Below are 22,648 nucleotides of genomic sequence, written 5' to 3'. Positions count from 1 at the left end.
CATACCGCCGGGCAACTGCCCTCTCCTGGCGTCTCGTTCATAACAACCAAGGAACAGCAGGACATCGACGCTTTGGCGGCGATGGAGTCTCTGCGGGGAGCGCTGGCCGACGCCGGACTCGTTCTTCCCTCGCTCGGTGTCGACAGCGTGTCCCCCGCGCTACGGCTCGTCGAGCTGGGACGCGTGCGTGCAGATGTAGCCGCCCGCCTGGCCGAAGCACTTCAGCGAGGGGGCCGCCAGTGATGACCGACAAGCAGCCGACGACGCTGAGGCATGGGAAGCTGCCGTACCCTCCGGGCACCCTGGTCATCGACACGATCTCGGAGCGCACCGGTCACTTGGTCGGGGTGATCGAAGAACGCACCAAGGAGACCAACAGCGGCGTCAGGCGTCAGGCGTTCATGCGCCCCGTCGGCGGTGGCATCGAGTGGGACGTACCGCTGGAGCGTGTGCACCCTGTGAAGTAGTCCGGCCGACACACCGGCCTCACCTCAACTTGCCCGAGGCGAGGCGAGGCGGCGTTGGGTTGACCTATCCGTATGTGATCGATTCGGGCGCCCGAGTACGCGAGGCATGGCACCGGTTCAGAAGGCCGTCGACGCCACAGCCGGACAGCGAGGAGCCGCCCACTGCCGTGTGGGCCCGTCCTGGGAGGGATGGCACGCCGCGCCCGGCCCCCTGAGACCTGCATGAGGGCGGGGCCGCGAGGGGCCTCAAGCGCTACGAGCCGAAGGGCTAGCCGCGCTCCGGCCAGACCGGCCCCTCGTCGGTCCAGACGACGCCCTTGTTGCGGCACAGGCAGAAGGGGTGGCCGACCGGGTCGGTGTAGATCCGCCAGCCGTAGCCGTTGGGGCCGATGAAGTCCTGCCTCAGCGTCGCGCCGAGGTCGAGGACGCGGCGCTGCTCGGACTCCATGTCGTCCACTTCGAAGTCGAGGTGGAACTGCTTGGGGTGCTCTGTGTCGGGCCACTGCGGAGCGCGGTAGTCGTCCACCCGGATGAACGCCAGCTCGATCTCGCCGAACCGGATGCCGGCCCAGTCCTCGGTGCTGTCCTCCTTCACCGGGCGGCCCGTCACCTCGGAGTAGAAGGAAGCCAGCTTCATCGTGTCCGGGCAGTCGATGATGAAATCGGTGAGTCGCAGCATCCCGCGATCTTGGCACAAGGTCCCACCCGGCTTCGAGACCAGGCGGCTTCGAAGGGCGTTCGGCGCCCGCGATACGGGCTCCGTCACACCCCCACGGCCGCGCGCACCAGTCCCGCCACCGCCGTCGAGCGGCTGTGCGGGGGCCAGGCGATGACCGTGGTGACGTGGGGGCTGTCGGGTACGGGGACGGCGACGAGGCCCTCGTGGAGGCCGGTGCGGATGGATTCCGGGACGATCGCGCAGGCGCGGCCCAGGGCGATGAGCTGGGTGAGTTGGGTGTGGTCGCGCACCTTCGGGCCGGGGCCGTCCGGGAAGGTGCCGTCGGGGCGTGGCCAGCGCGGGAGGGGGAGGTCGGGGAGGGCGGTGACCTCGGCGAGGCTCAGGTGGGGGCGGAGGGCGAGGGGGTGGCCGGCCGGGAGGACCGCGACCTGGCCCTCCGTGTGCAGGTCCTCGGTGTCGAAGCCGGCCAGGTCGTCGAAGGGCCGGTGCAGCAGGGCCACGTCCGCCCGGCCGTCGCGGAGCACCCCCGCCTGCTCACCCGGCCCGCACAGCAGGACGTCCACGGTGACGGCGCCGGGCTCGGCGGCGTAGGCGTCGAGGAGCTTGGCCAGCAGTTCGCCGGAGGCGCCCGCCTTCGCGGCGAGGATCACCGTGGGGTGACCGGCCGCGGTGGGAGCGGCCCGGCGGGTGCGGCGCTCGGCGGCCTCGACCGCGTCCAGCGCCGCCCGCGCCTCCCGCAGCAGCACCGCCCCGGCCCCGGTCAGGGTGACGCCCCGGCTGCCACGCTCCAGGAGGAGCACGCCCAGCCGCCGTTCGAGGCCGCCGATCGCCCGCGAGAGCGGGGGCTGGGCGATCCCGAGCCGCTGGGCGGCCCGGCCGAAGTGCAACTCCTCGGCGACCGCGACGAAGTAGCGCAGTTCACGTGTCTCCACCCCGCCAGCGTAGCGGGCCTCATCAGGAGCGATACCCGGACGGTATCGCCGCCCACCCGGTCGGTCTTGGACGCCCCGCCCCGGTGGAGAGAACCATCGGAGACATGACTGAGACGAAGCATGTGAACCACCCCAAGGTCGCGCTGGTGACCGGGGCCAACAAGGGCATCGGATACGAGATCGCCGCCGGGCTCGGCGCGCTCGGCTGGACGGTCGGCGTCGGCGCGCGGGACGAGGAGCGGCGCGCGGCCGCCGTGGACAAGCTGCGCGCGGCCGGGGCCGACGCCTTCGGCGTACCGCTGGACGTGACCGACGACGCGAGCGTGACCGCGGCGGCCCGGCTGGTGGAGGAGCGGGCCGGGCGGCTCGACGCGCTCGTCAACAACGCGGCGATCACCGGCGGCCACCCCCAGGAACCCACCACCGTCGACGTGAACCGGGTGCGGGCGACGGTCGAGACCAACGTGATCGGTGTCATCCGCGTCACCAACGCCCTGCTCCCGCTGCTGCGCCGCGCACCGTCGCCCCGGATCGTGAACGTGTCCAGCAGCGTGGGCTCCCTCACGCTCCAGACCACCCCGGGCGCCGATACCGGCCCGATCTCCATGGCCTACGCGCCGTCCAAGACCTTCCTGAACGCCGTCACCGTGCAGTACGCCAAGGAACTGGCCGGCACGCAGATCCTGATCAACGCCGTCTGCCCCGGCTTCACCGCGACCGACCTCAACGGCTTCCGCGGGACGCGCACCCCGCAGCAGGGTGCGACCGCCGCGATCCGGCTGGCCACGGTGGAGGACGGCGGACCGACCGGCCGCTTCTTCAGCGACGAGGGCGAGATCCCCTGGTGACGGGCTTCCGGTGCGCGCCGCACCGGAAGCCCTCGGCCGGCCTCAGCCCCGTGGTGCCCCGCCGTCCGCCGACGGGCGGCGGCGCACCTCAGCCCGTGGTCTTCGCCGGCCCCGCGTACAGGTACGTGTCGCGCTGCGAGACGTGGCCGGGCTTGTTCCCGGGCTCCATGTTGCGCTCCAGGAGGCGGCCGGTGGACGGTTGCACGATCCAGTTCGGGTTGTGGTCGCTGTGGACGGGCCACTGCTCCTTCCACTTCCAGGAGATACGGGTGCCCGTGCGGCCCGTCGCGTCCTTGACGCCCTCCGTCACCACCGCGCCCGGCGTGGCCGCGAGCACCCGGTAGAGCGCGGCGCGCAGGCGCGGGGAGACCGGGGCGGTGGTGAGGAGTTCGCCGGCCTGGCGGACGGTCTGCTCGGCGGCGGAGCCCTTCGCTCCGGCCGCGAGGGTGCGGCGGAGGGCGTCGGGGCGGGTCGGGAGGGTGTCCAGGTCGTCCCAGGCGACCGAGCCGTTCCCGACGGCCCAGCTCGTCCCGTTCGGGTTGTCCTTCGTGATCGTGCGGCCGTTCTGCGTCTTGACGACGACCTTGTCCCGGCCCAGGTAGGTGTCGTCGGTGTGGGCCTTGTAGCCCTCGGCCCAGGTCCTGATGGTCGTCTTCCAGTACGGGGCGGAGGAAGCCGGTCCGCCCGCCACCCGGTCCGCCATGCTCGTGAACACCTCGGACGCCGACGCGCTCGCCGCCGGGCCGTCGCCCCCGAAGTCGGTGACCGGGAGCACCGCCGCGCCCACCGCCACCGCCGCGACGGCCGCCGCTAGGGCGAACACCCTGCGGCGGCCGAAGCGCGAAACGGTCACGGGCGCCGACGCGTCCGTCGCGATGGCGTCCAGGATCAGCGAGTGCGCGCGGGCCTGGACCGCCGGGTCGAGCGGTCCGGTGCGCCCGGCGCGCTCCAGGGCGGCGGCGCCGGGGAAGTCGAGCAGGTCCGTGGGGCGGTTCTCGTGCGTCATGCGAAGTCTCCCGTCAGGGTCGTACGGGCGGGGCCGGTCAGTCCGTCGCGCAGCCGGGCGCGGGCTCGGTGCAGGCGGGAACGGGCTGTTCCGGCGGGGATGCCGACGGCGGCGGCCGCCTCGGCGGGGGTCAGCTGCTCCCAGGCCACGAGCAGCAGCAACTCACGCTCCGAGGCGGGGAGTTCAGCGAGCCTGCGGCGCAGTTCCGGGGCGACCGAGGCGGCGTCAAGGCGCTGGTCCACGGCCTGCCACGGGTCGGCCGTCGTGGCGTCGGCGTCCCGCTGCCCGGCGCGGCCGGCCGCACGCGCCGCGGCCTGCCGGTGCCGGGAGAGCACGTTGCGGGCCACGCCGAACAGCCAGCCCCGGGCGGAGCCGCGCGCGGCGTCGAACGTCGCGCGGTGGGCGTACGCCTGGAGCCACACCTCGGAGAGCAGGTCGTCGGCGGCTGCCGGGGCTCGGCGTACGAGATAGCCGTGCAGGGCGGCCGAGTGCCGGGCGACCAGCGGCTCGAAGGCCGTGGGTTCACGTGCGGAACGAGTGAGCAGATCCTCGTCCGGGTCCATGAGGTCTCCTGTCCCGGACCGCCGGGGCGGCGGTCTCACCCCGTACTTGCACAGGAGGGCCCCGAGCGTTCGCGGGCGGCCCGGACTACTCCGACACCGCCGCCCGGAACCCCGTGTTCACCGCCGTCAGCCCGCCGTCCACGCACAGCGAGGTCCCCGTGATCCACTCCGCGTCCGACGACGCGAGGAACGCCACCGCCTTCGCGATGTCCTCCGGTTCGCCGACGCGGCCCAGCGGGTAGAGCGCGCGGACCCGGTCCAGCTCCGCCTCGCGGCCCGCCCAGGCGTCCGTGCGGATCGTGCCGGGGACGACGAGGTTGGCGCGGACGCCACGCGGGCCCGCGTGGCCGGCGAGGGTGCGGGTGAGGCTCGCCAGGCCCGCCTTCGCGGCGCTGTAGGCGTGGTTGCCGAAGTCCTGCACGCCGTTGACGGAGCCGATGGACACGATCGCACCCCGGCCGGACGCCGCCAGGTGCGGCATCGCGGCCCGCGAGCAGCGGTACGCGCCGCCCAGCGACACGTCCAGGTCGCGGTGCCAGGTCTCGTCCGGCTCGTCCTCGAAGAGCGTGCTGTCCAGGCTGCAGGAGTACGCGTTGTTGACGAGGACGTCGAGCCCGCCGAAGGTCTCCACGGCATGCGCCACCGCCGCCTCGACCGCCGCCCGGTCCGCCACGTCGCAGACCAGCGCCTCGGCCGTGTGCCCGGCCGCCCGGATCTCCGACGCGACCGACTCCGCCCGGTCGCCGTCCAGGTCGGTGACGAGGACGCGGGCGCCCTCCGCGGCCAGCAGGCGGGCGGTGGCGGCGCCGATGCCCCGGCCCGCACCGGTGATGAGGACGGCGTATCCGTCGAAGCGAGTCATGGCGCCGACCGTACCGCGCGGATCAGGTCCCGGGCCCGGGGGCGGTCGGCAACAACTCCCCCGAAGCCCGAAGCGGTCACAGCACCGAACGCACCGCCCGCACCAACGCCTGCGCCCTGGGGTCCGCCGTGACTCCCTTCTGGAGCCCGTTCGTCACGTATCCGAAGGCGATCCCGGACTCCGGGTCCGCGAAGCCCAGCGAGCCGCCCCGGCCGGGGTGCCCGAAGGAGCCGGGCGCGAGGAGCGGGCTCGCCGGGCCGTGGAGCATGTAGCCCAGGCCGAAGCGGGTGTTGACGACGAGCACCTGGTCCGGGCCCGCCGACTCCTCGGTGCGGGCGAGCGTCAGGGTCGCCGGGGCGAACAGCCGCTGGCCGTCGACCGGGCCGATCATCGCGGCATAGCAGCGGGCCAGGCCGCGCGCGGTCGCGGTGCCGTTGGACGCGGGGAGTTCGGCGGCCCGGTAGGCGGCGTCGTTCTCGTCGGGCAGCGGGTCGATCGCGCCGAACGCCCGCCGGGTCAGCGACTCCGGATCGCGGTAGGCGTCCACCACCGACCGCTTCGGGCGCATCCGCAGCGCCCCGGTGTTCTCGGCGGCCGGTGCCTCGACGGGCCCGATCCGGCCCACCCGGTGGGCCTCGTCCTCGGGGATGCCGAACCAGAAGTCGAGGCCGAGCGGGCGGGCGATCTCCTCGGCGACCCAGCGGCCGACGGTGCGCCCGGTGACGCGGCGCACGAGTTCGCCGATGAGCCAGCTGAAGGTCTGCGCGTGGTAGCCGTGCGCCGCGCCGGGCTCCCAGGCGGGGGCCTGGGCGGCGACGGCGTGCGCACCGCTCGCCCCGTCCGCGGCCTCCGCCGGGGTCAGCGGCCGGTCCAGGGCCGGGACCCCGGCCCGGTGGGCGAGGAGGTGGCGGACGAGGACGCGTTCCTTGCCGTTCGCCTTGAACTCCGGCCAGTACGTGGAGACCGGGGCGTGCAGGTCGATCTGGCCGCGCTGGTGGAGCAGCAGCGGGACGGCGGCGGCGATGCCCTTGCCCGCGGAACGGACGACCTGGACGGTGTCGACGGCCCAGGGTTCGGTGCCGTCCACGTCTCTGGTGCCGGCCCACAAGTCGACCACCTTGCGCCCGTGCCGGTAGACGGCGACCGCCGCGCCCCGGTCCCCGCGCTGCTCGAAATTACGGACGAAAGCGTCCCGGACCGCCTCGAATCCGGGCGCCGCCGTACCCCGTACGTCCACGCCTGCTGCCGCACTCCCGCTCATCCCCCCATGGTGCACGGCACCGCAGGTGGGAGGTGGGGCGGGTCACCCGGAATTCACCGTCACGGAACGCGGGTCGAAGCCGAAGGGGAGTTCCAGGCGGTGGGCGCGCATCAGGGGTTCGTCGCAGAGGAGGTCCTGGGTGCGGTCGTCGGCGGCGATGACCCCGTCGCTGAGGATCACCGCGCGGGGGCACAGCTCCAGCGCGTACGGCAGGTCGTGCGTGACCATCAGGACGGTGACGTCCAGGGAGCGCAGGATGTCGGCGAGTTCGCGCCGGGACGCCGGGTCCAGGTTGGAGGAGGGCTCGTCCAGGACCAGGATCTCCGGGCGCATGGCGAGGACCGTGGCGACGGCGACGCGGCGGCGCTGCCCGAAGGAGAGGTGGTGCGGCGGCCGGCCCGCGTAGTCCTCCATGCCGACCTGTTTCAGCGCCTCCATGACCCGCTCCTCCAGCTCCGCGCCGCGCAGTCCCCCGGCGGCGGGTCCGAAGGCGACGTCCTCGCGGACGGTGGGCATGAAGAGCTGGTCGTCCGGGTCCTGGAAGACGATGCCGACGCGGCGGCGGATCTCGGCCATGTTCCGCTTGTCGACCGGCATTCCGGCGACGCGCACCGACCCGGCGCCCGCCTCCAGGATGCCGTTGAGGTGGAGGACGAGGGTCGTCTTGCCGGCGCCGTTCGGGCCGAGGAGCGCGACGCGTTCGCCGCGTCCGACGGTCAGGTCGACGCCGAAGAGCGCCTGGTGGCCGTCGGGATACGCGTACGCGAGGCCGCTGACCTCCAGGGAGGGCGGTACGGGGGCGGGGTCGGGGCTCATACGGTCCATCCCACCAGACACACGGCGAGGGCGAGCAACGGGAGGGCGGAGGCATACGCCCACTGGGTGCGGGAGGCCGTCACCTGGTCGATGACGGGCATGGAGCCCGCGTAGCCCCGGCTGACCATCGCGAGGTGGACGCGTTCGCCGCGCTCGTAGGAGCGGATGAACAGCGCCCCGGCGGACTTGGCGAGGACGCCCCAGTGCCGTACGCCGCGCGCCTCGAAGCCGCGGGAGCGGCGGGCGATGGACATGCGGCGCATCTCGTCGGTGATGACGTCGCCGTACCGGATCATGAAGGAGGCGATCTGGACGAGCAGCGGCGGCAGCTTGAGGCGCTGGAGGCCGAGCAGCAGTTCGCGCAGTTCGGTGGTGGAGGCGAGGAGCACGGAGGCGGCGACTCCGAGGGTGCCCTTGGCCAGTACGTTCCAGGCGCCCCAGAGGCCGGGGACGCTGACGGACAGGCCGAGGACGTGGGTCTGCTCGCCGGGCACGACGAACGGCATGAGCAGGGCGAACGCGACGAACGGCACCTCGATCAGGAGCCGTTTCAGCAGGAAGCCGGCCGGAATGCGGGCGAGCGCGGTGACGCCCGCGATGAGCAGCGCGTACAGCCCGAAGGCCCAGACGGCTTCGCGCGGGGTGGAGACGACGACCACGACGAAGCAGAAGACGGCGGCGAGCTTGCAGTGCGGCGGCAGGTCGTGGACCGGTGAGTGCCCGTGCCGGTACAGCTTGTGCGCGTGGCCTGCGCCCATGTCAGACCTTCTCCTCGGTGCGGGTGTCCGCCTCGCCCTGCGTACGGCGTCGGCGGGAGACCACGTAGAAGGCGCCGCTGCCCGCGACGAGGGTGGCGCCGACGCCGATGATCCCGGCGAGGCCGCCGGAGAGCCGGGCGTTGGAGACGTCCTTGACGCCGTAGTCGGCGAGCGGGGAGTCCGCGGTGGCGTGCTCCTTGGTCTCCTTGTCGATGCCCTTGTCGGCGGCGACCTTCTCCAGGCCGTCCGGATTGGCGGAGGCGTAGAAGGAGACGAATCCGGCGAGCACGAGGGCGGTGACCAGGCCGGTGGCCCACAGGCCGCGGGTCGGGCGGTGCGCGGCGGGGGCGGGCTCGCGCACCGGGGCCGGGGCGTCGACCAGTTCGCCGTCGACGCGGAGCTTGAGCGGGGCGGTGAGGCCCTTCGCGCCGTGGACCAGGTCGGGGCGGACGGCGAGGACGGCGCCGACGGTGAGCGCGGTGATCACGGCCTCGCCGATGCCGATGAGGACGTGCACGCCGACCATGGCGGTGAAGACCTTGCCGATCGGGATGTCGGTGGTCCCGCCGATCCAGTACATCAGCGTGAAGGCCCCGGCGGCGGCCGGTACGGAGACCAGCGCGGCGACGAAGGAGGCTGCGGTCATCGAGCGGCGGGTGCGCGGCAGCACGCCGACGAGGCCGCGGAAGAGGGCGTACGCGACGACGGTGGTGACGACGCCCATGTCGAGGACGTTGACGCCGAGCGCGGTCAGGCCGCCGTCGGCGAAGAGGATGCCCTGCATCAGCAGGACGACGGATATGCAGAGCACGCCGGTGTACGGCCCGACGAGGATCGCCGCGAGCGCCCCGCCGAGCAGATGGCCGCTGGTGCCCGCGGCGACGGGGAAGTTCAGCATCTGCACGGCGAAGATGAAGGCGGCGACGAGCCCGGCCAGCGGCGCGGTGCGCTCGTCCAGTTCGCGCCGGGCGCCCTTCAGGCTGACGGCGACGGCTCCGGCGGCGACGACGCCCGCGACGGCGGAGACGGGTGCGTTGATGAATCCGTCGGGTACATGCATGGGGGAGGCTCCGCTTCCTGCGTTCTCGCGTGGGCGCGCCGGGTGCGCGGGGTCGTGAACCTCTCAATGATAGGACCTTGTTGCGAAGCGTTCGCAAGAGCGCGTCGCTCACAACTGCATAGGGCTTCCATAGTGCCCTTTACGTAAAATATGGGACATTAGATAACAAAGTTGCAGAAGCAGGATGGAGAGTCGGCCCATGTCCTCCGTGATCCATGACCATGCCCGTGCCCGGCTCGTCACCGACGCCCGCGACCTGCCCGTCGTCCCGGTCGAGCTGCGGTTCGACGGCGCGGACTCCCCCGCGACGATCCGCATCGCCTACCCGGGCGGCACGGAGTGGGCCGTCGAGCGCGAGCTCCTGGAACGCGGACTGCGCTACCCGGTCGAGGAGGACGGCTGGCGGATATGGCCGTGCGGCCGGGTCCAGGTGATCATGGAGCGGCACACCGCGGACGGTGTCGACGTCGTCCAGTTCGACTGCGCCCCGCTGGTCCGCTTCCTGCGGCGTACGCACCACGAGGCGCCGCGGCCGGAGACCGCGGCCCGCACCTGACATGCCGGGAGCCCCCGTGCACACCGTGCACGGGGGCTCCCGCCGCCCCGGCCCCCCGTCCCCACAGGTAACCCGGGCCTGCCGGGGCCGCGCACCGCTCGGACGCGGCCCCGGAGTTCACTCCGTGCGGCTCACGCGCGGATCAGCTCGCGCTCCCCGCCGGACTCGGGCCCGGCGTCGCCGGACGACGGCTCGTCCAGCTCCTTGCGCAGGCCCTCGCCCTCGACGTCCACGTTCGGCAGCGCGCGGTCCAGCCAGCGCGGCAGCCACCAGGCGCGCTTGCCGAGCAGCGCCAGGACGGCGGGCACGATCGCCATGCGCACGATGAACGCGTCGAAGAAGACGGCGATCGCGAGCGAGAAGCCGATCATCTTGATCATCTGCTCGCTGGAACCGATGAAGCCGGAGAAGACCGCGATCATGATCACGGCGGCGGCCGTGACGACCCGCGCCCCGTGCTTGAAGCCGGTGACGATGGCCTGGCCGGGCTTCTCGCCGTGGACGTACGCCTCACGCATCCGCGTGACGAGGAAGACCTCGTAGTCCATCGCGAGGCCGAAGACCACGCCCACCATGAAGATCGGCATCATCGACATGATCGGACCGGTCTGTTCGACCCCGAAGAGCGAGCCGAGCCAGCCCCACTGGAAGACCGCGACGACCGCACCCAGGGCCGCGACGACCGAGAGCAGGAAGCCGAGCGCCGCCTTCAGCGGCACCAGCACCGACCGGAAGACCACCATCAGGAGCAGGAAGGCGAGGCCGACCACGAGCGCCAGGTAGGGCAGCAGCGCGTCGTTCATCTTCTGCGAGAAGTCGATGTTCATCGCGGTGGAGCCGGTGACCAGCACCTCGGCGCCGGTGTCGGACTTGATGTCCTTGCCCGCGTCGCGGATCGCGTGGACCACGTTCTCCGTCTCGACGGAGCTCGGGCGGTCCTTCGGGACGACGGTGATCATCGCCGCGTCGCCGGCCTTGTTGAACGTGGCCGGGGTGACGGCGACGACGCCCTTGATCCCGGCGATCTCGTCGCCGACCCGCTTGGCCGCGGCCTTGCCGTCCGCGCTGTCCTCGGTGTCCACCACGACGAGCAGCGGACCGTTGAAGCCGGGGCCGAAGCCGTCCGAGAGCAGGTCGTAGGCGCGGCGCTGGGTGGTGCTGGTGGGCTGGGAGCCGTCGTCCGGCAGGCCCATCTCCAGCGAGGCGGCCGGTACGGCGATGGCGCCGAGGCCCAGGACGCCGACGAGCAGCACCCAGACCGGCTTGCGCAGCACGAACCGGGCCCAGCGGGTGCCCATGTTCGGCTTCGCCTCGGGCCTGTCCGCCGCGTCGGCGGCCTTGCGGGCCCTGCGCCCCACGATGCGCTTGCCCACGAAGCCCAGCATGGCCGGGACGAGGGTGAGGGCGATGAGGACGGCGATGGCGACCGTGCCGGCCGCGGCGAAGCCCATCTTGGAGAGCATCGGGATGTTGACGACGGCCAGGCCGACGAGGGCGATGACCACGGTGAGCCCGGCGAAGACGACCGCGGACCCGGCCGTGCCGACCGCCCGGCCCGCCGCCTCCTCGCGTTCCCGGCCCTCGGCCAGCTCGGCGCGGTAGCGGGAGACGATGAACAGCGCGTAGTCGATGCCGACGGCGAGGCCGATCATCATCGCGAGCGTGGAGGTGGTGCTGCCCAGGTCGAGCACGTTGGCCAGGGCGGTGATCGTGGAGACGCCGATGCCGACGCCGATCAGGGCGGTGAGCAGCGGCAGCCCGGCCGCGATGAGCGAGCCGAAGGTGATGACGAGCACCACGGCGGCCAGCGCGATGCCGATGACCTCGGTGGCGCCGGTCTCCGGCATCACCTGGAGCGCGTCACCGCCGATCTCGACGGTCATCCCGCTCTTCTGGGCGTGGGTGCCGGCGTCCTCCAGCGCGTCCCGGGTCGCGTCGGTCAGCTCCATCGAGTTGACCTTGTACGACACCGAGATGTACGCGGTGGAGCCGTTCTTGGAGACGGCGTTGCCGGTGTACGGGTCGGTGACGGAGGCGATCTGGTCGGAGCCTTCCTTCAGCTCCCGGGTGATCTTGTCGACCTCGGCCTTGTTGGCCGCATCCGTCATCTTCTCGTGCTCGGGGGCCTTGAAGACGATGCGCGCGGTGGCGCCGTCCGCACTGGCGGCCGGGAAGCGCTGTTCCAGCAGGTCGAAGGCCTTCTGGGCCTCCGTACCGGGGATGGAGAAGGAACTGGAGGTCGCGGTGGCTGCGGAGGACGCGCCGAACCCGGCGAGCGCCAGCAGTGCCACCCAGATCAGGGCGACATAGCGGCGGCGCCGGAAGGCGAGCCGTCCGAGCTTGTAGAGGAATGTGGCCACGGAGGCGTACTCCCGGTCAGGTCGTTGAGTGGAAATGGGCGTGAGGAACCAGCCCGACGACGAGAGCGGCGTGTCAGGTGGGGCTTGGGGAGGGGGCCGTGCGGAAAGCGCGGGGACCGGTGAAGTCAGGCTCCGAGAGCGGGGAGGATCACGGAGTCGACGTAGTCGAGGAGGAATGCCTGGTCGACGGGGCGGTCCTCGACCAGCTGCCGGGTGGCGACGGCGCCCACCAGCATGTGCGGTACGTATCTGAGCGCCGGGTTGTCCGGGCTCACCTCTCCCCGGTCCACGGCCCGGCGCAGCAGCGTGTCGAGACCGGTCATCTCCGGTTCGATCAGCAGTTCGCGCAGGGCCTGCAGGAGGTCGGGGTTGTCGTGGACGGCATGGCTCAGACCCCGCATCAGCGCGGCGTCCTTCTCCATCTGACAGTCGTCACCGCGGCTGAGCACGGCATGGAAGTCCCCGCGCAGCGATCCGGTGTCGACATCACCGAGGCTGCCGGGTTTGTTGTGCCGCAGGGCCGTGACGACAAGAGCGGGCTTGCTCCCCCACTGGCGGTAGAGGGTGGCCTTGCTGGAATGCGTACGGGCGGCGACGGCGTCCATCGTGAGGGCGTCGTAGCCGACTTCACGGAGCAGGTCGAGCACGGCGGCGTACAGCTCGCTCTCACGCTCGGGCGTGAGCCGTGTGCGTGCCATGGCCGACCTCCTGTCCGATGGATCATCGAACGAAACCGTTTCGTACAGTAGAACGGTACCCCGGCCGTCGAGCGAAACGAAACGGTTTCGTTTGTGGCTCGCACCACAAAAGGCGGGCCTCTCTGAGTTGCCGGGCCCCCTTCGCGCGGAAAGCATTGGGGGGTGAGTGACGACGTCTCGTATCTCCGCTTCCCGCACCTCCACGAGGATCTGCTCTGCTTCGCGGCCGAGGACGATCTCTGGGTCGCCCCGCTCGCCGCCGAGGGAGAGCGCCCCGGCCGGGCCTGGCGGGTCACCGTCGACCGCACCAGAGTCGGCCACCCCCGGTTCTCGCCCGACGGGACCCGGATCGCGTACACGTCGTGGCGCAGCCTCGACCCGGAGATCCACCTCGCCCCGGTCGCCGGCGGACCGTCCCGCCGGCTCACCTACTGGGGCTCCACCGACACCCGGGTCTGCGGCTGGACGCCCGACCCGGGCGACGCGGCGCAGATCCTCGCCGTCTCCTCGCACAACCAGCCGTTCTCCTACTTCTCCTGGGCCTACAGCGTCCCCACCGACGGCAGCCCCGGCGGCAAGCTCCCCTGGGGCCCGGTCTCCGACATCGCGGTCGCCGACACCGGGGGCGAGCGCCGCACCCTGCTGCTCACCGGCACCCCGCCGCACGAACCGGCGGCCTGGAAGCGCTACCGGGGCGGGGCCATGGGCCGCCTGTGGCTGCACGGCGAGCGGCTGCTCCCGGACATCGGCGGGCACCTCGACACCCCGATGTTCGTGGGCGGCCGGATCGCGTTCCTCTCCGACCACGAGGGCGTCGGCAACCTCTACTCCTGCCGCCCCGACGGCACCGACCTGCGCCGCCACACCGACCACGACGCGTTCTACGCCCGGCACGCGGCGAGCGACGGGCGCCGGGTCGTCTACCAGTGCGCGGGCGAGCTGTGGCTGGTGGACGACCTGGAGACGCCGGACGCGGTCCCCCGGAAGCTGGAGGTCCGGCTCGGCGGCCCGCGCGCGGGGCGGCGTACGTACCAGGTCCCGGCGTCCAGCCATGTGGACGCGGTGTCCGTGGACGAGACCGGCCGGGCGAGCGCCGTGTCGGTACGCGGCAGCCTGTACTGGCTCACGCACCGCGACGGGCCCGCCCGCACCATCTCGGACACGCCGGGCGTCCGGGTGCGGCTGCCGGAGATGCTGGGCAGCGGGGGCCAGGTCGCCTACGTCACCGACGCGGAGGGCGAGGACGCCGTCGAGATCGCCCCGCTGCCGCGCGCCAGCGGCGACCGCCCGGTCCGCCGCCTCGCCTCGGGCCTCATCGGCCGGGTCCTGGAGCTGGTCTCCGACCCGGACGGCGAACGCCTCGCCATCGCCGCGCACGACGGCCGCCTGCTGCTCCTGGACACCGACGAGGAGACGGCCACGGGCGAGCCGGTCGAGCTGATCCGGTCCGTCAACGGGCCCGTCCGCGACCTGGCGTTCTCCCCGGACGGCGCCTGGCTGACCTGGTCGCACCCGGGCATCGGCCGCTCCCTGCGCAAGATCAAGCTGGCCCGGATCGGCGGTCCGGGCGAACCCGCGATCGTGGACGTCACCAACGGCCGCTTCGAGGACGAGAACCCGGTCTTCACGGGCGACGGCCGCTATCTGGCGTTCCTGTCCTGGCGCGGCTTCGACCCGGTGTACGACGTCCACACCGGCGACCTGTCCTTCCCGCTCGGCTGCCGCCCCTATCTGGTCCCGCTCTCCTCGGCGACCCCGTCCCCCTTCGCCCTGTTGCCCGACGGGCGGCCCGCGGCGGGCGGCCTGGACCCGGTCGACTCGGCCGAGGCGGGGATGACCGAGGGGTCCACGGTCACCGTCGAGTTCGAGGGGCTGCAGAGCCGGGTGACGCCGTTCCCGGTCTCCGCCTCGAAGTACTCCGCGCTGGCACCGGTCAGCGGCGGCGGCCTGGTGTGGCTGCGCTGGCCGATCTCCGGGGCGCTCGGCGAGACCTTCGCCAACCCGGCGGACATGTCGGGCCGCCCGACCCTGGAGCACTTCAGCATCGCCAAGGCGAAGAAGACCGAACTCGTGGGCCACCTCGACTGGTTCGAGGTCAGCGGCGACGCGTCCCGGCTGGTCGTGATGGACGACGGCGAGCTGCGCGCGGTCCCCGCCACGGAGCCCGGCGACAACGACTCGACCGTCTATCTGGACCTGCGCCGCATCCTGCACGAGGTGGACCCGGCGGCGGAGTGGCGCGGGGCGTACGACGAGGCGGGCCGCATCATCCGCTCGTACTTCTGGGAGCCGGACATGTGCGGCATCGACTGGCCGGGGGTCCTGGACCAGTACCGGCCCCTGGTCGAACGCGTCGCCACGCCCGACGAGTTCGCGGACCTGCTGCGCGAGGTGCTGGGCGAGCTGGGCACCTCGCACGCCTACGTGTCGCCCGCGCGCCGCAACGAGGGCCCGCCGCACTACCAGCGCGCGATCGGCCTGCTCGGCGCCAACTTCGCGTGCCGGGACGGGGACTGGACCCTGCTGCGCATCCTGCCCGGCGACTCGTCGGACTCCAAGGCGCGTTCCCCGCTGGCCGGTACGGGAATCCGCGAGGGGGCGGTGCTGACCCATGTGGACGGCCGCCCGGTGGACCCGGTCGCCGGGCCGTATCCGCTGCTGTCGGCGGCGGGCGGCACGACGGTCGAGCTGACCTTCCGCCCGGCGGAGGGCGGGGGCCGTCCGCGCCGCATCGCGATCGTGCCCCTCGTCGACGAACGCCCCCTGCGCTATCAGGACTGGGTCGCCAAGCGGCGCGAGGTGGTCCGGGAGCTGAGCGGGGGGCGGTGCGGCTACCTCCACATCCCCGACATGGGCGGTTCGGGCTGGGCCCAGTTCAACCGCGACCTGCGCATGGAGGTGTCCCGCCCCGCGCTCATCGTGGACGTACGCGGCAACGCCGGCGGCCACATCAGCGAGCTGGTCGTGGAGAAGCTCACCCGTACGATCCTGGGCTGGGACCTGACCCGCAACGCCCAGCCGGTGAGCTACGCCTCCAACGCCCCCCGGGGCCCCGTCGTCGCCCTGGCCGACGAGGCGACCTCCTCCGACGGCGACATGATCACCGCCGCGTTCCGCCTGCTGAAGCTGGGCCCGGTCGTCGGCCAGCGCACCTGGGGCGGCGTCGTCGGCATGACCGGCCGCCACCGGCTGGGCGACGGCACGGTGATCACGGTGCCGATGAACGCGGCCTGGTTCGACACGTACGGCTGGTCCGTCGAGAACCACGGCGTCGAACCGGACCTGGAGGCGCTGCGCACCCCGCTGGACTGGGCGGAGGGCCGCTACGCGGTCCTGGACGACGCGGTCCGCACCGCCCTGGACCTCCTGGCGGCGCACCCTCCGGCGACGCCGCCGACGTACGACACGGCCCCGAACCTACGGCGGCCACCACTGCCGCCGAGGTAGGGGGAGGATCACTTCTCCTCGTCGTCCTCCGCCAGCTCCGCGTCGAGCTCCGCGTCCAGCTGCTCGTCCAGCGCCTCCAGCTCCTCATCCGGCCGGATCATCCGGGCGTGGAGGTCCAGGTCGTCCAGGTCGTAGAGGGGCAGCACGTCCTCACGCCAGCGGTCGGCGGCGAGCGTCAGGAGGTCCATGGCCTCGTCCAGTCGGCCCAGGTGGCGCAAGGCGACTCCGTAGTAACCAGCAGTCTCCGTGCGGAACTTGTCGTTGTCGTCGCCCTCCTCCCAGGCCCGGCGGAGGTACGGCTCGGCCTCGGCGTACGCCTGGCGCTGGACCATCAGCTTTCCCGCGATCATGGAGTCCAGGCGGGAGCCGAGACCGGCGGCGCGGACGTACCAGCGCTCGGACTCCTGGTAGTCCCGGTGGTGGTCGGAGAGCCAGCCCATGTGGTGGCAGGAGTGCCGGTCGCCGCCCTCGGCGGCCACCCGGTGCCACGTGTCGCGGTCGGTGAAGCGGCGCAGCTTCGCGTACAGCTGCGCCAGGTCGTACGCCGCGTCCGGATTCCCGGCGCGGGCGGCGGGCTCGATCCAGGGGATCAGGTAGCGGGCGTTCTTGCCGCCCCAGTCGTTGAGCATGTCGGCGTACTCGTACCCGGCCTCGGCGTCCCCCGCCTCGGCCCGCTCGCGCAGCGCGGGGAGCTGCCGGTAGTCGGGCTCGTCGGCGGCACGGGCGCCGCCCTCGCGGAACGCGGCGATCCGGGCCAGCTGCTGCACGGCGTCCTTGTCGTCCTCGCCGAACTGCCGGAACCAGTGCTCGGCCTCGTCGTACCGGCCGAGCCGCAGGCACAGCATCCCGAGGTTCCACTTGGGCGCCTCCTCGCCCGCCTCGACGGCGAGCCGGTGGGCGCGCTCGGCTTCCGCGAGCTCGCCGCGCTGCTCGCACTTGTTGCCGAGGAGCGCGGCGGCCTGCTCGACGCCCGCCTCGCGCGCCCGCAGCAGCAGCTCGACGGCATCGGGCCAGCCCTCCTCGCCGGTCTCGGTGAGGAACATCGCGTAGTACATCCCCGCCTCGGCGCTGAGCTCGGAGCCCCGGCGGTAGAGCGCGTCGGCGCGGGGGACGAGCCCCGGGTAGTCCGCGAAGTGCTTGTCCAGCTCGAAGAGTCCCCGGACCGCCGCCAGGGCGGCCGCGCCGTCCTCGTCGGCCTCGGCGATGTCCAGGGCAGCGGCGACCCGGTCGAGGACCTCCTCGAACGAGTCGAAGAGCCGGGACCAGCGGAACACGGCGATGTCACCGAGCTCGGCCTTGCTCATGAGAAACGCGGACGCCTCCGCGCACCGCCCCTCGGCGGCCATGATCTTGCCCAGCTCGATCTTGCATTCGAGGTGCCGCGCGTTCTCCCACCCCTTCCGCAGCCACTCGGCGGCCTCGTCGGTCTTCCCGTCCTCCCGCAGCAGCACCCCGAGCCCCCAAGCGCACCCCCCGTCGTACTCCGCCCACTCCCGGTAGAGCGCGTCCGCCGCCGCCCGGTCGCCCCGGACCTTCCGGTACCGGGCCAGCGTGTAGTGCGACCAGATGTCCCCGGCCTCGACGGCCCGCTCCCAGTAGGGGATGCCCTCGTCGATGTGTCTCCCGAACACGAAGAAGTCCGTGTGCCGGTGGGCGGCCTTCACATCCTTGGCCAGAGCGGCGGCGACCAGCGCCTCGCCCCGGGTCTGTATGTCCTGGGTGGTCATGGGCGCATGGTGCCAGGCGAGTTGGCCGGCCCCGGGGCCGGGCCCGGGTGCTTCACATCTCCTGCGCACCGCCCACGACCGCGAACGGGGCGATGTCACAACACGGCGCGCTGTCTCGTCCCAGGAATGAACGCACCACAGCGATCCCGAGGAGCACCCGATGAACGCTCGCCTCAACTACTTCAGCAACCCGGTCGCAGGCAAGGCCATCAAGTACTTCATGGCGTGCGGCCGAGAGGTGAAGGACCTGCCGCTGCCCGCCGCCACGCAGGAGCTCGTCGCCCTCCGCATCAGCCAGATCAACGGCTGCGCCGCCTGCGTCGACATGCACACCAAGGACGCCCTCGCGGCCGGGGAGAGCGCGGTGCGGCTCAATCTCGTCGCGGTCTGGCGGGAGGCGACCGTCTTCACCGACGCCGAGCGCGCCGCCCTCGCCCTCGCCGAGCAGGGCACGCGTACCGCCGACGCCGGGACCGGGGTGGACGACGAGACCTGGGCGAGGGCGGCCGAGCTGTACGACGAGGAGCAGCTGACCGCACTCGTCATGCTGGTCTCGTTCATGAACGCGGTGAACCGGCTGAACATCATCACGCAGCAGCCCGCGGGCGATTACCAGCCCGGACAGTTCCACTGAGCGGAAGCAGCGAGGGAAAGGAAGCGGCATGGGCAAGGCCGAGGAGTTCGAGGAACTGCGGGCGCTGCTGTTCTCGATCGCGTACCGCATCCTGGGCAGCGTCGCCGAGGCGGAGGACGCCGTCCAGGAGACCTGGCTCCGCTACGACGCCTCGGCCACCCGGCCGGATTCGGTGAAGGCGTTCCTCTCCACCACGGTGACCCGGATCGCGATCGACGTCCTGCGGTCGGCGCGGGTGCGGCGGGAGGAGTACGCCGGGCCGTGGCTGCCCGAACCGCTGCTGGACGACCCGTACGCGGACCCGGCGCGGGCCGCCGAGCTGGCGGACTCGGTGTCGATGGCGTCGCTGCTCCTCCTGGAGCGGCTGAGTCCGCTGGAGCGGTCGGTGTTCGTGCTGCGGGAGGTCTTCGCCTTCGGCTTCGACGACATCGCGGCCGCGGTGGGCCGCTCCGAGGCGGCCTGCCGTCAATTGCTCGTACGGGCCCGGCGCCACATGCACGAGGGGCGGCCCCGGTTCGAGGCGGACCGCGCGGAGCAGCGGGAGCTGGCGGGCCGGTTCTTCGACGCGCTGTCCCGGGGCGATGTGGACGGGCTGCGGAGCCTGCTCTCCGCCGACGTCCAGCTCGTCGGCGACGGCGGCGGCAAGGCCCCGCAGCTGGCCAGGACGGTCGTCGGCGCGGACAACGCGGCCCGGCTGCTCGCCACGGTCTACCCCCTCATGGCCGAGGCGGGCATCACCTGCGAACCGCGCGAGGTGAACGGCCGCCCGGGGGCGCTGTTCCGCGTGCGCGACGGCGGCGTGCTCCACATCCTGTCCCTGGACGTGCTGGACGGCCGCATCCAGACGGTCCGCTCGGTGATCAACCCGGACAAGCTCGGCCACCTCGGTCCGGTCGCGGACGCGTGGGCGGTGGACCGCGAGGTGAAGGCGCTGCGCAGGCGGGACCGCTGAGCGCTGCGCGCCTTCGGCGGCGGCGTGCGCCGGGCCCCCGCCCCCGCCGGGGCGGGGCGCCCGACTGCTGCCGGACCGGCGCCCCGGGCGCTACGCGCCTTCGGCGGCCTTCGCCGCGCGCTCGACCTTCGCGCGGTGGGCGTCCCAGTACGCCGCGTCCTGCTGCGGCTCGGCGTACGCGGCCGTCCTGCCCGTCGCGTGATCGAGCTGTTCGCGCAGGATGTCGGCGTGGCCCGCGTGCCGGGCGGTCTCGCCGTGCAGGTGGATCATGACGTCGAACAGCCGCACCTCGGGCCGCCCCCACCACTCCACCCGGCCGGGCGCGTCGAGCGGCAGCGCGGCGATGGTCGCGTCGGTGTGCGCCCACACCCGCTGGTAGCGCCCGACGATCTCTTCCCGGGTCTCCCCTTCGGTGGCCCACATGTCCCGGCCGGCCGGTTCGTTGTCGTCCCAGCGGGGAAGCGGCTCGGGGAACGGCCGCCCGAAGACGTCGCCGAAGTACCGGGCCTCCCAGAACGACAGGTGCTTGACGAGGCCCAGCAGATTGGTCCCGGTCCAGGTCAACGGCCGCCGGATGTCGTACTCGCCGAGCCCGTCGAGCTTCCAGACCATGGCCTCACGGGCGTTCCGCAGGTTGTCGTGGAGGCGTTCTTTCACCGCGTCATGGATCATGCGTACCGACTCTGCCATCCGGGGGACCCGTCCGGAACGCCGGACCGATGACTTTTCCCCGACGGCACAGTCTGAACCCATGTAAAGCACGCGGCACAGACCCCGAGGACACCATGCGCACACTCATCAGCACCGCTTTCGTCTCCCTCGACGGCGTCATGGAGGCCCCGGGCGGCGAGCCCGGCTACCGGAACTCCGGCTGGACCTTCAAGGGCATCGACTTCCTCCCCGAGGCGTACGAGATCAAGGGCCGGGAGCAGGAGGAGGCCGGGGCGCTCATGATGGGGCGGGCCAGCTACGAGGCGTTCAGCCCCGTGTGGCCGGGCATGGAGGAGTTCGCCGGTTACAAGGCGATGCCCAAGTACGTCGTGTCCACGACGCTCACCGAGGACGGCCTCGTGGACACGTGGGGCGAGACCCACATCCTCCGGTCCATGGACGACGTCGCCGCACTGAAGGAGACCGACGGCGGCCCGGTCATCGTCCACGGAAGCGCCACCCTCAACCACGCGCTCTCCGACGCCGGCCTGATCGACCGCTACCACCTGCTCGTCTTCCCGCTGCTCCTCGGCGCGGGCAAGCGCCTGTTCAGCGAGGCCGACAAGGACACCCAGCACCTGAAGCTCGTGGAGCACGAGGCGTTCCCGAACGGCATCCAGAAGAACGTCTTCGACGTGGTCCGCTGAGGCCGACGGGGCCGCTCTGCTCCACCGCGAGAGGAACACACACCATGCGCAAGATCATCGTCACCACGTTCCTGACCCTCGACGGCGTCATGCAGGCCCCCGGCGGCCCCGACGAGGACCCCGAGAGCGGCTTCCCGCACGGCGGCTGGCAGAAGCCCACGTTCGACGAGGGCGTCGGCGAGGCGATCGCCTCCTGGTACGAGGACACCGACGCGATGCTCCTCGGCCGCAAGACGTACGACATCTTCGCGTCGTACTGGCCGACCGCAGACCCGGACAACCCGTTCACGGACCGCATGAACTCCATGCACAAGTACGTGGCGTCCCGCACCCTGTCCTCCGTGGACTGGCAGAACTCCACCCTCCTGGAGGGCGACACCGCCACCGCCGTACGCCGCCTCAAGGAGACGGAGGGCCGCAACATCAACGTCGTCGGCAGCGGCGACCTGGCCCAGACCCTGATGCGCGAGGACCTGGTGGACGAATACCGCCTCACGATCCACCCGGTCATCCTCGGCACCGGCAAGCGCCTCTTCGCGGACGGCGCGATCCCGACGGCCCTGGAACCGGTCACGGTCACGGGGACGAAGGGCGGCACGCTCCTGGCGGTCTACCGGCCCGCGGGACGGCCGACGTACGACAGCTTCTGAGGGCGGGCGCGGGGGATGTGGTGGCTCCGGCAGGGGCCGGAGCCAGCTCGTCATGCCGCAGAACCCCGTTCGCTTCCGCGCTCCGCTTCCGGGTCGTGGCTGCCGTGCGGTGTGAAGGTGAAGGCCGAGGTGTCGTGGTCGAGGTCGATCGTCAGGGACGCGTCCAGGGCCTTGGCCAGACGGGTGAGCAACGGGAGGGTCGGCACCGAATCCCCACCCTCGATGCTGGAAATCTGCGGCTGGGTCATCTCGGCACGACGTGCCAGTTCCGCTCGCAAGTGTGCTCAGCAGGGCCATGACCGGTCTCACAGGCGTCCTGAACCTGCTGCCCCCGCCCCCTCGGGCCGGAGGCCCGTCCGGGTTCCCGGCGCCCGCAGCTCGCACCACACCGTCTTGCGGTACGGGGCCTGCTCCACGCCCCATCGCAGGGCGAGCGCGTCCAGCAGTTGGAGGCCCCGGCCCGACGTGCCCTCCGGGCCGGTCTCGCGGAGGACCGGCCAGACCGTCGCCGCGGGGTCGCTCACGGCCACCCGCACGCGTCCCGAGGGCGTCGCGCTCAGCCGGAGCGACACCGGCGTGCGCTCCCCCACGTGGGTGATCACGTTGGCCAGCAACTCGCTGACGCACAGCAGGAGATCGCCCGCGTCCTCGCCCTCGAACCGCTCCCGCAGCATCTGCCGCACCTCCGGCACCGCCTGCGGGACCGCCAGGAACTCCCATGTCAACGGCAGCCCGTTCATCCCCCGGCCGCCCGCTGCAGCACCTCGGCCAGCTGACGTGCCGTCTCCGTATTGCAGTTACCCAGCGCGACGAGCGGCTGGCGGCCGGTCCACGCGAGAGTCAGCGGGTCAACTCCCAACGACGGCAGCGTGATGCCGTTGGCCTTGAGCGCCGCACGCAGTGCGTCGATCTCCTGGGCGATGTCGTACGGGCCGTGGTCCATGAAGGCTGCCCACCTTTCGGTTGCTTGCTGTGACGAACACCTCACACGCTGCCGCACGGAGCCCTACCGTG

At 72.3% G+C, this 22,648-nt stretch carries 24 protein-coding genes and 1 pseudogene; 9 read left to right on the top strand and 16 right to left on the bottom strand.

Annotated features, from left to right (window positions below; translation table 11 throughout):
* Window positions 1-39: 39 nt before the first annotated feature.
* Together AB0L33_RS17645 and AB0L33_RS17640 are read left to right on the top strand one after the other, a co-directional pair.
* A complete protein-coding gene (locus AB0L33_RS17645; RefSeq protein ID WP_365682565.1) occupies window positions 40-243 on the top strand; it encodes a hypothetical protein in 204 nt (67 codons plus the stop codon).
* Window positions 243-467: a hypothetical protein gene (locus AB0L33_RS17640; RefSeq protein WP_365682304.1), complete on the top strand. Its 225-nt coding sequence runs from the start codon at window positions 243-245 to the stop codon at window positions 465-467. The genes AB0L33_RS17645 and AB0L33_RS17640 overlap by 1 nt, the downstream gene beginning before the upstream one ends.
* 268 nt (window positions 468-735) lie before the next feature.
* On the opposite strand, the gene AB0L33_RS17635 is transcribed toward AB0L33_RS17640, so the two are convergent.
* Window positions 736-1,146 carry a VOC family protein gene (locus AB0L33_RS17635; protein WP_365682302.1) on the bottom strand — a complete coding sequence of 137 codons (411 nt, stop codon included), beginning with the start codon at window positions 1,144-1,146 and terminating at the stop codon, window positions 736-738.
* 83 nt (window positions 1,147-1,229) lie between these two features.
* Window positions 1,230-2,078 (bottom strand): LysR family transcriptional regulator, encoded by an 849-nt coding sequence (locus tag AB0L33_RS17630; RefSeq protein ID WP_365682300.1) that lies wholly within the window; start codon window positions 2,076-2,078, stop codon window positions 1,230-1,232.
* Window positions 2,079-2,182: 104 nt separating this feature from the next.
* On the opposite strand from AB0L33_RS17630, the gene AB0L33_RS17625 reads away from it, so the two are divergent.
* Window positions 2,183-2,926, top strand: coding sequence for an SDR family oxidoreductase (locus AB0L33_RS17625; protein ID WP_365682298.1), 744 nt, complete (start codon window positions 2,183-2,185; stop codon window positions 2,924-2,926).
* Window positions 2,927-3,014: 88 nt separating this feature from the next.
* On the opposite strand, the gene AB0L33_RS17620 is transcribed toward AB0L33_RS17625, so the two are convergent.
* The 7 genes from AB0L33_RS17620 to AB0L33_RS17590 form a co-directional block, all read right to left on the bottom strand.
* Window positions 3,015-3,932, bottom strand: a complete 918-nt coding sequence (locus tag AB0L33_RS17620) for a CU044_5270 family protein (protein WP_365682296.1) — start codon at window positions 3,930-3,932, stop codon at window positions 3,015-3,017.
* Window positions 3,929-4,495: an RNA polymerase sigma factor gene (locus tag AB0L33_RS17615; protein WP_365682294.1), complete on the bottom strand. Its 567-nt coding sequence runs from the start codon at window positions 4,493-4,495 to the stop codon at window positions 3,929-3,931. Before AB0L33_RS17615 ends, AB0L33_RS17620 begins: the two co-directional genes overlap by 4 nt.
* 85 nt (window positions 4,496-4,580) lie before the next feature.
* On the bottom strand, window positions 4,581-5,357 hold the full coding sequence (locus AB0L33_RS17610) for an SDR family NAD(P)-dependent oxidoreductase (RefSeq protein ID WP_365682292.1): 777 nt from the start codon (window positions 5,355-5,357) through the stop codon (window positions 4,581-4,583).
* Window positions 5,358-5,433: 76 nt separating this feature from the next.
* Window positions 5,434-6,594 carry a serine hydrolase domain-containing protein gene (locus AB0L33_RS17605; RefSeq protein WP_365682563.1) on the bottom strand — a complete coding sequence of 387 codons (1,161 nt, stop codon included), beginning with the start codon at window positions 6,592-6,594 and terminating at the stop codon, window positions 5,434-5,436.
* A gap of 66 nt (window positions 6,595-6,660) precedes the next feature.
* On the bottom strand, window positions 6,661-7,434 hold the full coding sequence (locus AB0L33_RS17600; RefSeq protein WP_365682290.1) for an ABC transporter ATP-binding protein: 774 nt from the start codon (window positions 7,432-7,434) through the stop codon (window positions 6,661-6,663).
* Window positions 7,431-8,192: a cobalt ECF transporter T component CbiQ gene (gene cbiQ, locus AB0L33_RS17595; protein ID WP_365682288.1), complete on the bottom strand. Its 762-nt coding sequence runs from the start codon at window positions 8,190-8,192 to the stop codon at window positions 7,431-7,433. Before cbiQ ends, AB0L33_RS17600 begins: the two co-directional genes overlap by 4 nt.
* A 1-nt stretch (window position 8,193) precedes the next feature.
* Entirely contained in the window at window positions 8,194-9,252 is a 1,059-nt protein-coding gene (locus AB0L33_RS17590; RefSeq protein WP_365682286.1) for an energy-coupling factor ABC transporter permease, read from the bottom strand.
* Window positions 9,253-9,451: 199 nt separating this feature from the next.
* Here AB0L33_RS17590 and AB0L33_RS17585 point away from each other — a divergent pair, with 199 nt between their 5' ends.
* Window positions 9,452-9,808, top strand: a complete 357-nt coding sequence (locus AB0L33_RS17585; RefSeq protein ID WP_365682284.1) for an SsgA family sporulation/cell division regulator — start codon at window positions 9,452-9,454, stop codon at window positions 9,806-9,808.
* 131 nt (window positions 9,809-9,939) lie between these two features.
* On the opposite strand, the gene AB0L33_RS17580 is transcribed toward AB0L33_RS17585, so the two are convergent.
* Both AB0L33_RS17580 and AB0L33_RS17575 read right to left on the bottom strand, forming a co-directional pair.
* The gene (locus tag AB0L33_RS17580; RefSeq protein WP_365682283.1) at window positions 9,940-12,168 is read right to left on the bottom strand and encodes an MMPL family transporter; all 2,229 of its coding nucleotides are present in this window, start codon (window positions 12,166-12,168) and stop codon (window positions 9,940-9,942) included.
* A 125-nt stretch (window positions 12,169-12,293) separates the two neighbouring features.
* Window positions 12,294-12,866, bottom strand: a complete 573-nt coding sequence (locus AB0L33_RS17575) for a TetR/AcrR family transcriptional regulator (RefSeq protein ID WP_365682281.1) — start codon at window positions 12,864-12,866, stop codon at window positions 12,294-12,296.
* A gap of 162 nt (window positions 12,867-13,028) precedes the next feature.
* Here AB0L33_RS17575 and AB0L33_RS17570 point away from each other — a divergent pair, with 162 nt between their 5' ends.
* Window positions 13,029-16,313, top strand: a complete 3,285-nt coding sequence (locus tag AB0L33_RS17570) for a S41 family peptidase (protein WP_365682279.1) — start codon at window positions 13,029-13,031, stop codon at window positions 16,311-16,313.
* A gap of 8 nt (window positions 16,314-16,321) precedes the next feature.
* Here AB0L33_RS17570 and AB0L33_RS17565 read toward each other — a convergent pair whose 3' ends face one another.
* On the bottom strand, window positions 16,322-18,040 hold the full coding sequence (locus tag AB0L33_RS17565; protein ID WP_365682277.1) for a sel1 repeat family protein: 1,719 nt from the start codon (window positions 18,038-18,040) through the stop codon (window positions 16,322-16,324).
* Between the two features lie 160 nt (window positions 18,041-18,200).
* On the opposite strand from AB0L33_RS17565, the gene AB0L33_RS17560 reads away from it, so the two are divergent.
* Both AB0L33_RS17560 and AB0L33_RS17555 read left to right on the top strand, forming a co-directional pair.
* Window positions 18,201-18,674: a carboxymuconolactone decarboxylase family protein gene (locus AB0L33_RS17560; protein WP_365682275.1), complete on the top strand. Its 474-nt coding sequence runs from the start codon at window positions 18,201-18,203 to the stop codon at window positions 18,672-18,674.
* Between the two features lie 28 nt (window positions 18,675-18,702).
* Window positions 18,703-19,626 carry an RNA polymerase sigma-70 factor gene (locus AB0L33_RS17555; RefSeq protein ID WP_365682273.1) on the top strand — a complete coding sequence of 308 codons (924 nt, stop codon included), beginning with the start codon at window positions 18,703-18,705 and terminating at the stop codon, window positions 19,624-19,626.
* Window positions 19,627-19,716: 90 nt separating this feature from the next.
* Here the strand turns inward: AB0L33_RS17555 and AB0L33_RS17550 are convergent, their stop codons facing one another.
* Window positions 19,717-20,298 (bottom strand): DinB family protein, encoded by a 582-nt coding sequence (locus AB0L33_RS17550; protein WP_365682271.1) that lies wholly within the window; start codon window positions 20,296-20,298, stop codon window positions 19,717-19,719.
* 113 nt (window positions 20,299-20,411) lie between these two features.
* On the opposite strand from AB0L33_RS17550, the gene AB0L33_RS17545 reads away from it, so the two are divergent.
* Entirely contained in the window at window positions 20,412-20,984 is a 573-nt protein-coding gene (locus tag AB0L33_RS17545; RefSeq protein WP_365682269.1) for a dihydrofolate reductase family protein, read from the top strand.
* Window positions 20,985-21,028: 44 nt separating this feature from the next.
* Window positions 21,029-21,634 carry a dihydrofolate reductase family protein gene (locus AB0L33_RS17540; protein ID WP_365682267.1) on the top strand — a complete coding sequence of 202 codons (606 nt, stop codon included), beginning with the start codon at window positions 21,029-21,031 and terminating at the stop codon, window positions 21,632-21,634.
* 50 nt (window positions 21,635-21,684) lie between these two features.
* Here the strand turns inward: AB0L33_RS17540 and AB0L33_RS17535 are convergent.
* The 3 genes and pseudogenes from AB0L33_RS17535 to AB0L33_RS17525 all read right to left on the bottom strand — a co-directional run.
* Window positions 21,685-21,903 (bottom strand): annotated as a pseudogene (locus tag AB0L33_RS17535) (helix-turn-helix transcriptional regulator); the annotation flags it as partial.
* Between the two features lie 36 nt (window positions 21,904-21,939).
* Window positions 21,940-22,359, bottom strand: a complete 420-nt coding sequence (locus AB0L33_RS17530) for an ATP-binding protein (protein ID WP_365682265.1) — start codon at window positions 22,357-22,359, stop codon at window positions 21,940-21,942.
* Window positions 22,360-22,370: 11 nt separating this feature from the next.
* Entirely contained in the window at window positions 22,371-22,577 is a 207-nt protein-coding gene (locus AB0L33_RS17525) for a hypothetical protein (RefSeq protein WP_365682263.1), read from the bottom strand.
* Window positions 22,578-22,648 lie beyond the last annotated feature (71 nt).

The sequence above is a fragment of the Streptomyces sp. NPDC052299 genome, assembly GCF_040679335.1.
Classification (GTDB): Bacteria; Actinomycetota; Actinomycetes; order Streptomycetales; family Streptomycetaceae; genus Streptomyces.
This window is presented reverse-complemented; position numbering and strand designations above follow the sequence as displayed.

Excerpts from the sequence above, each read along its gene's own strand:
- AB0L33_RS17640 (WP_365682304.1), top strand. The coding sequence starts at position 243 with ATGACCGACAAGCAGCCGACGACGCTGAGGCATGGGAAGCTGCCGTAC.
- AB0L33_RS17635 (WP_365682302.1), bottom strand. The coding sequence starts at position 1,146 with ATGCTGCGACTCACCGATTTCATCATCGACTGCCCGGACACGATGAAG.
- AB0L33_RS17625 (WP_365682298.1), top strand. The coding sequence starts at position 2,183 with ATGACTGAGACGAAGCATGTGAACCACCCCAAGGTCGCGCTGGTGACC.
- AB0L33_RS17620 (WP_365682296.1), bottom strand. The coding sequence starts at position 3,932 with ATGACGCACGAGAACCGCCCCACGGACCTGCTCGACTTCCCCGGCGCC.
- AB0L33_RS17615 (WP_365682294.1), bottom strand. The coding sequence starts at position 4,495 with ATGGACCCGGACGAGGATCTGCTCACTCGTTCCGCACGTGAACCCACG.
- AB0L33_RS17610 (WP_365682292.1), bottom strand. The coding sequence starts at position 5,357 with ATGACTCGCTTCGACGGATACGCCGTCCTCATCACCGGTGCGGGCCGG.
- AB0L33_RS17600 (WP_365682290.1), bottom strand. The coding sequence starts at position 7,434 with ATGAGCCCCGACCCCGCCCCCGTACCGCCCTCCCTGGAGGTCAGCGGC.
- cbiQ (WP_365682288.1), bottom strand. The coding sequence starts at position 8,192 with ATGGGCGCAGGCCACGCGCACAAGCTGTACCGGCACGGGCACTCACCG.
- AB0L33_RS17590 (WP_365682286.1), bottom strand. The coding sequence starts at position 9,252 with ATGCATGTACCCGACGGATTCATCAACGCACCCGTCTCCGCCGTCGCG.
- AB0L33_RS17585 (WP_365682284.1), top strand. The coding sequence starts at position 9,452 with ATGTCCTCCGTGATCCATGACCATGCCCGTGCCCGGCTCGTCACCGAC.
- AB0L33_RS17575 (WP_365682281.1), bottom strand. The coding sequence starts at position 12,866 with ATGGCACGCACACGGCTCACGCCCGAGCGTGAGAGCGAGCTGTACGCC.
- AB0L33_RS17565 (WP_365682277.1), bottom strand. The coding sequence starts at position 18,040 with ATGACCACCCAGGACATACAGACCCGGGGCGAGGCGCTGGTCGCCGCC.
- AB0L33_RS17560 (WP_365682275.1), top strand. The coding sequence starts at position 18,201 with ATGAACGCTCGCCTCAACTACTTCAGCAACCCGGTCGCAGGCAAGGCC.
- AB0L33_RS17555 (WP_365682273.1), top strand. The coding sequence starts at position 18,703 with ATGGGCAAGGCCGAGGAGTTCGAGGAACTGCGGGCGCTGCTGTTCTCG.
- AB0L33_RS17550 (WP_365682271.1), bottom strand. The coding sequence starts at position 20,298 with ATGATCCATGACGCGGTGAAAGAACGCCTCCACGACAACCTGCGGAAC.
- AB0L33_RS17545 (WP_365682269.1), top strand. The coding sequence starts at position 20,412 with ATGCGCACACTCATCAGCACCGCTTTCGTCTCCCTCGACGGCGTCATG.
- AB0L33_RS17540 (WP_365682267.1), top strand. The coding sequence starts at position 21,029 with ATGCGCAAGATCATCGTCACCACGTTCCTGACCCTCGACGGCGTCATG.
- AB0L33_RS17525 (WP_365682263.1), bottom strand. The coding sequence starts at position 22,577 with ATGGACCACGGCCCGTACGACATCGCCCAGGAGATCGACGCACTGCGT.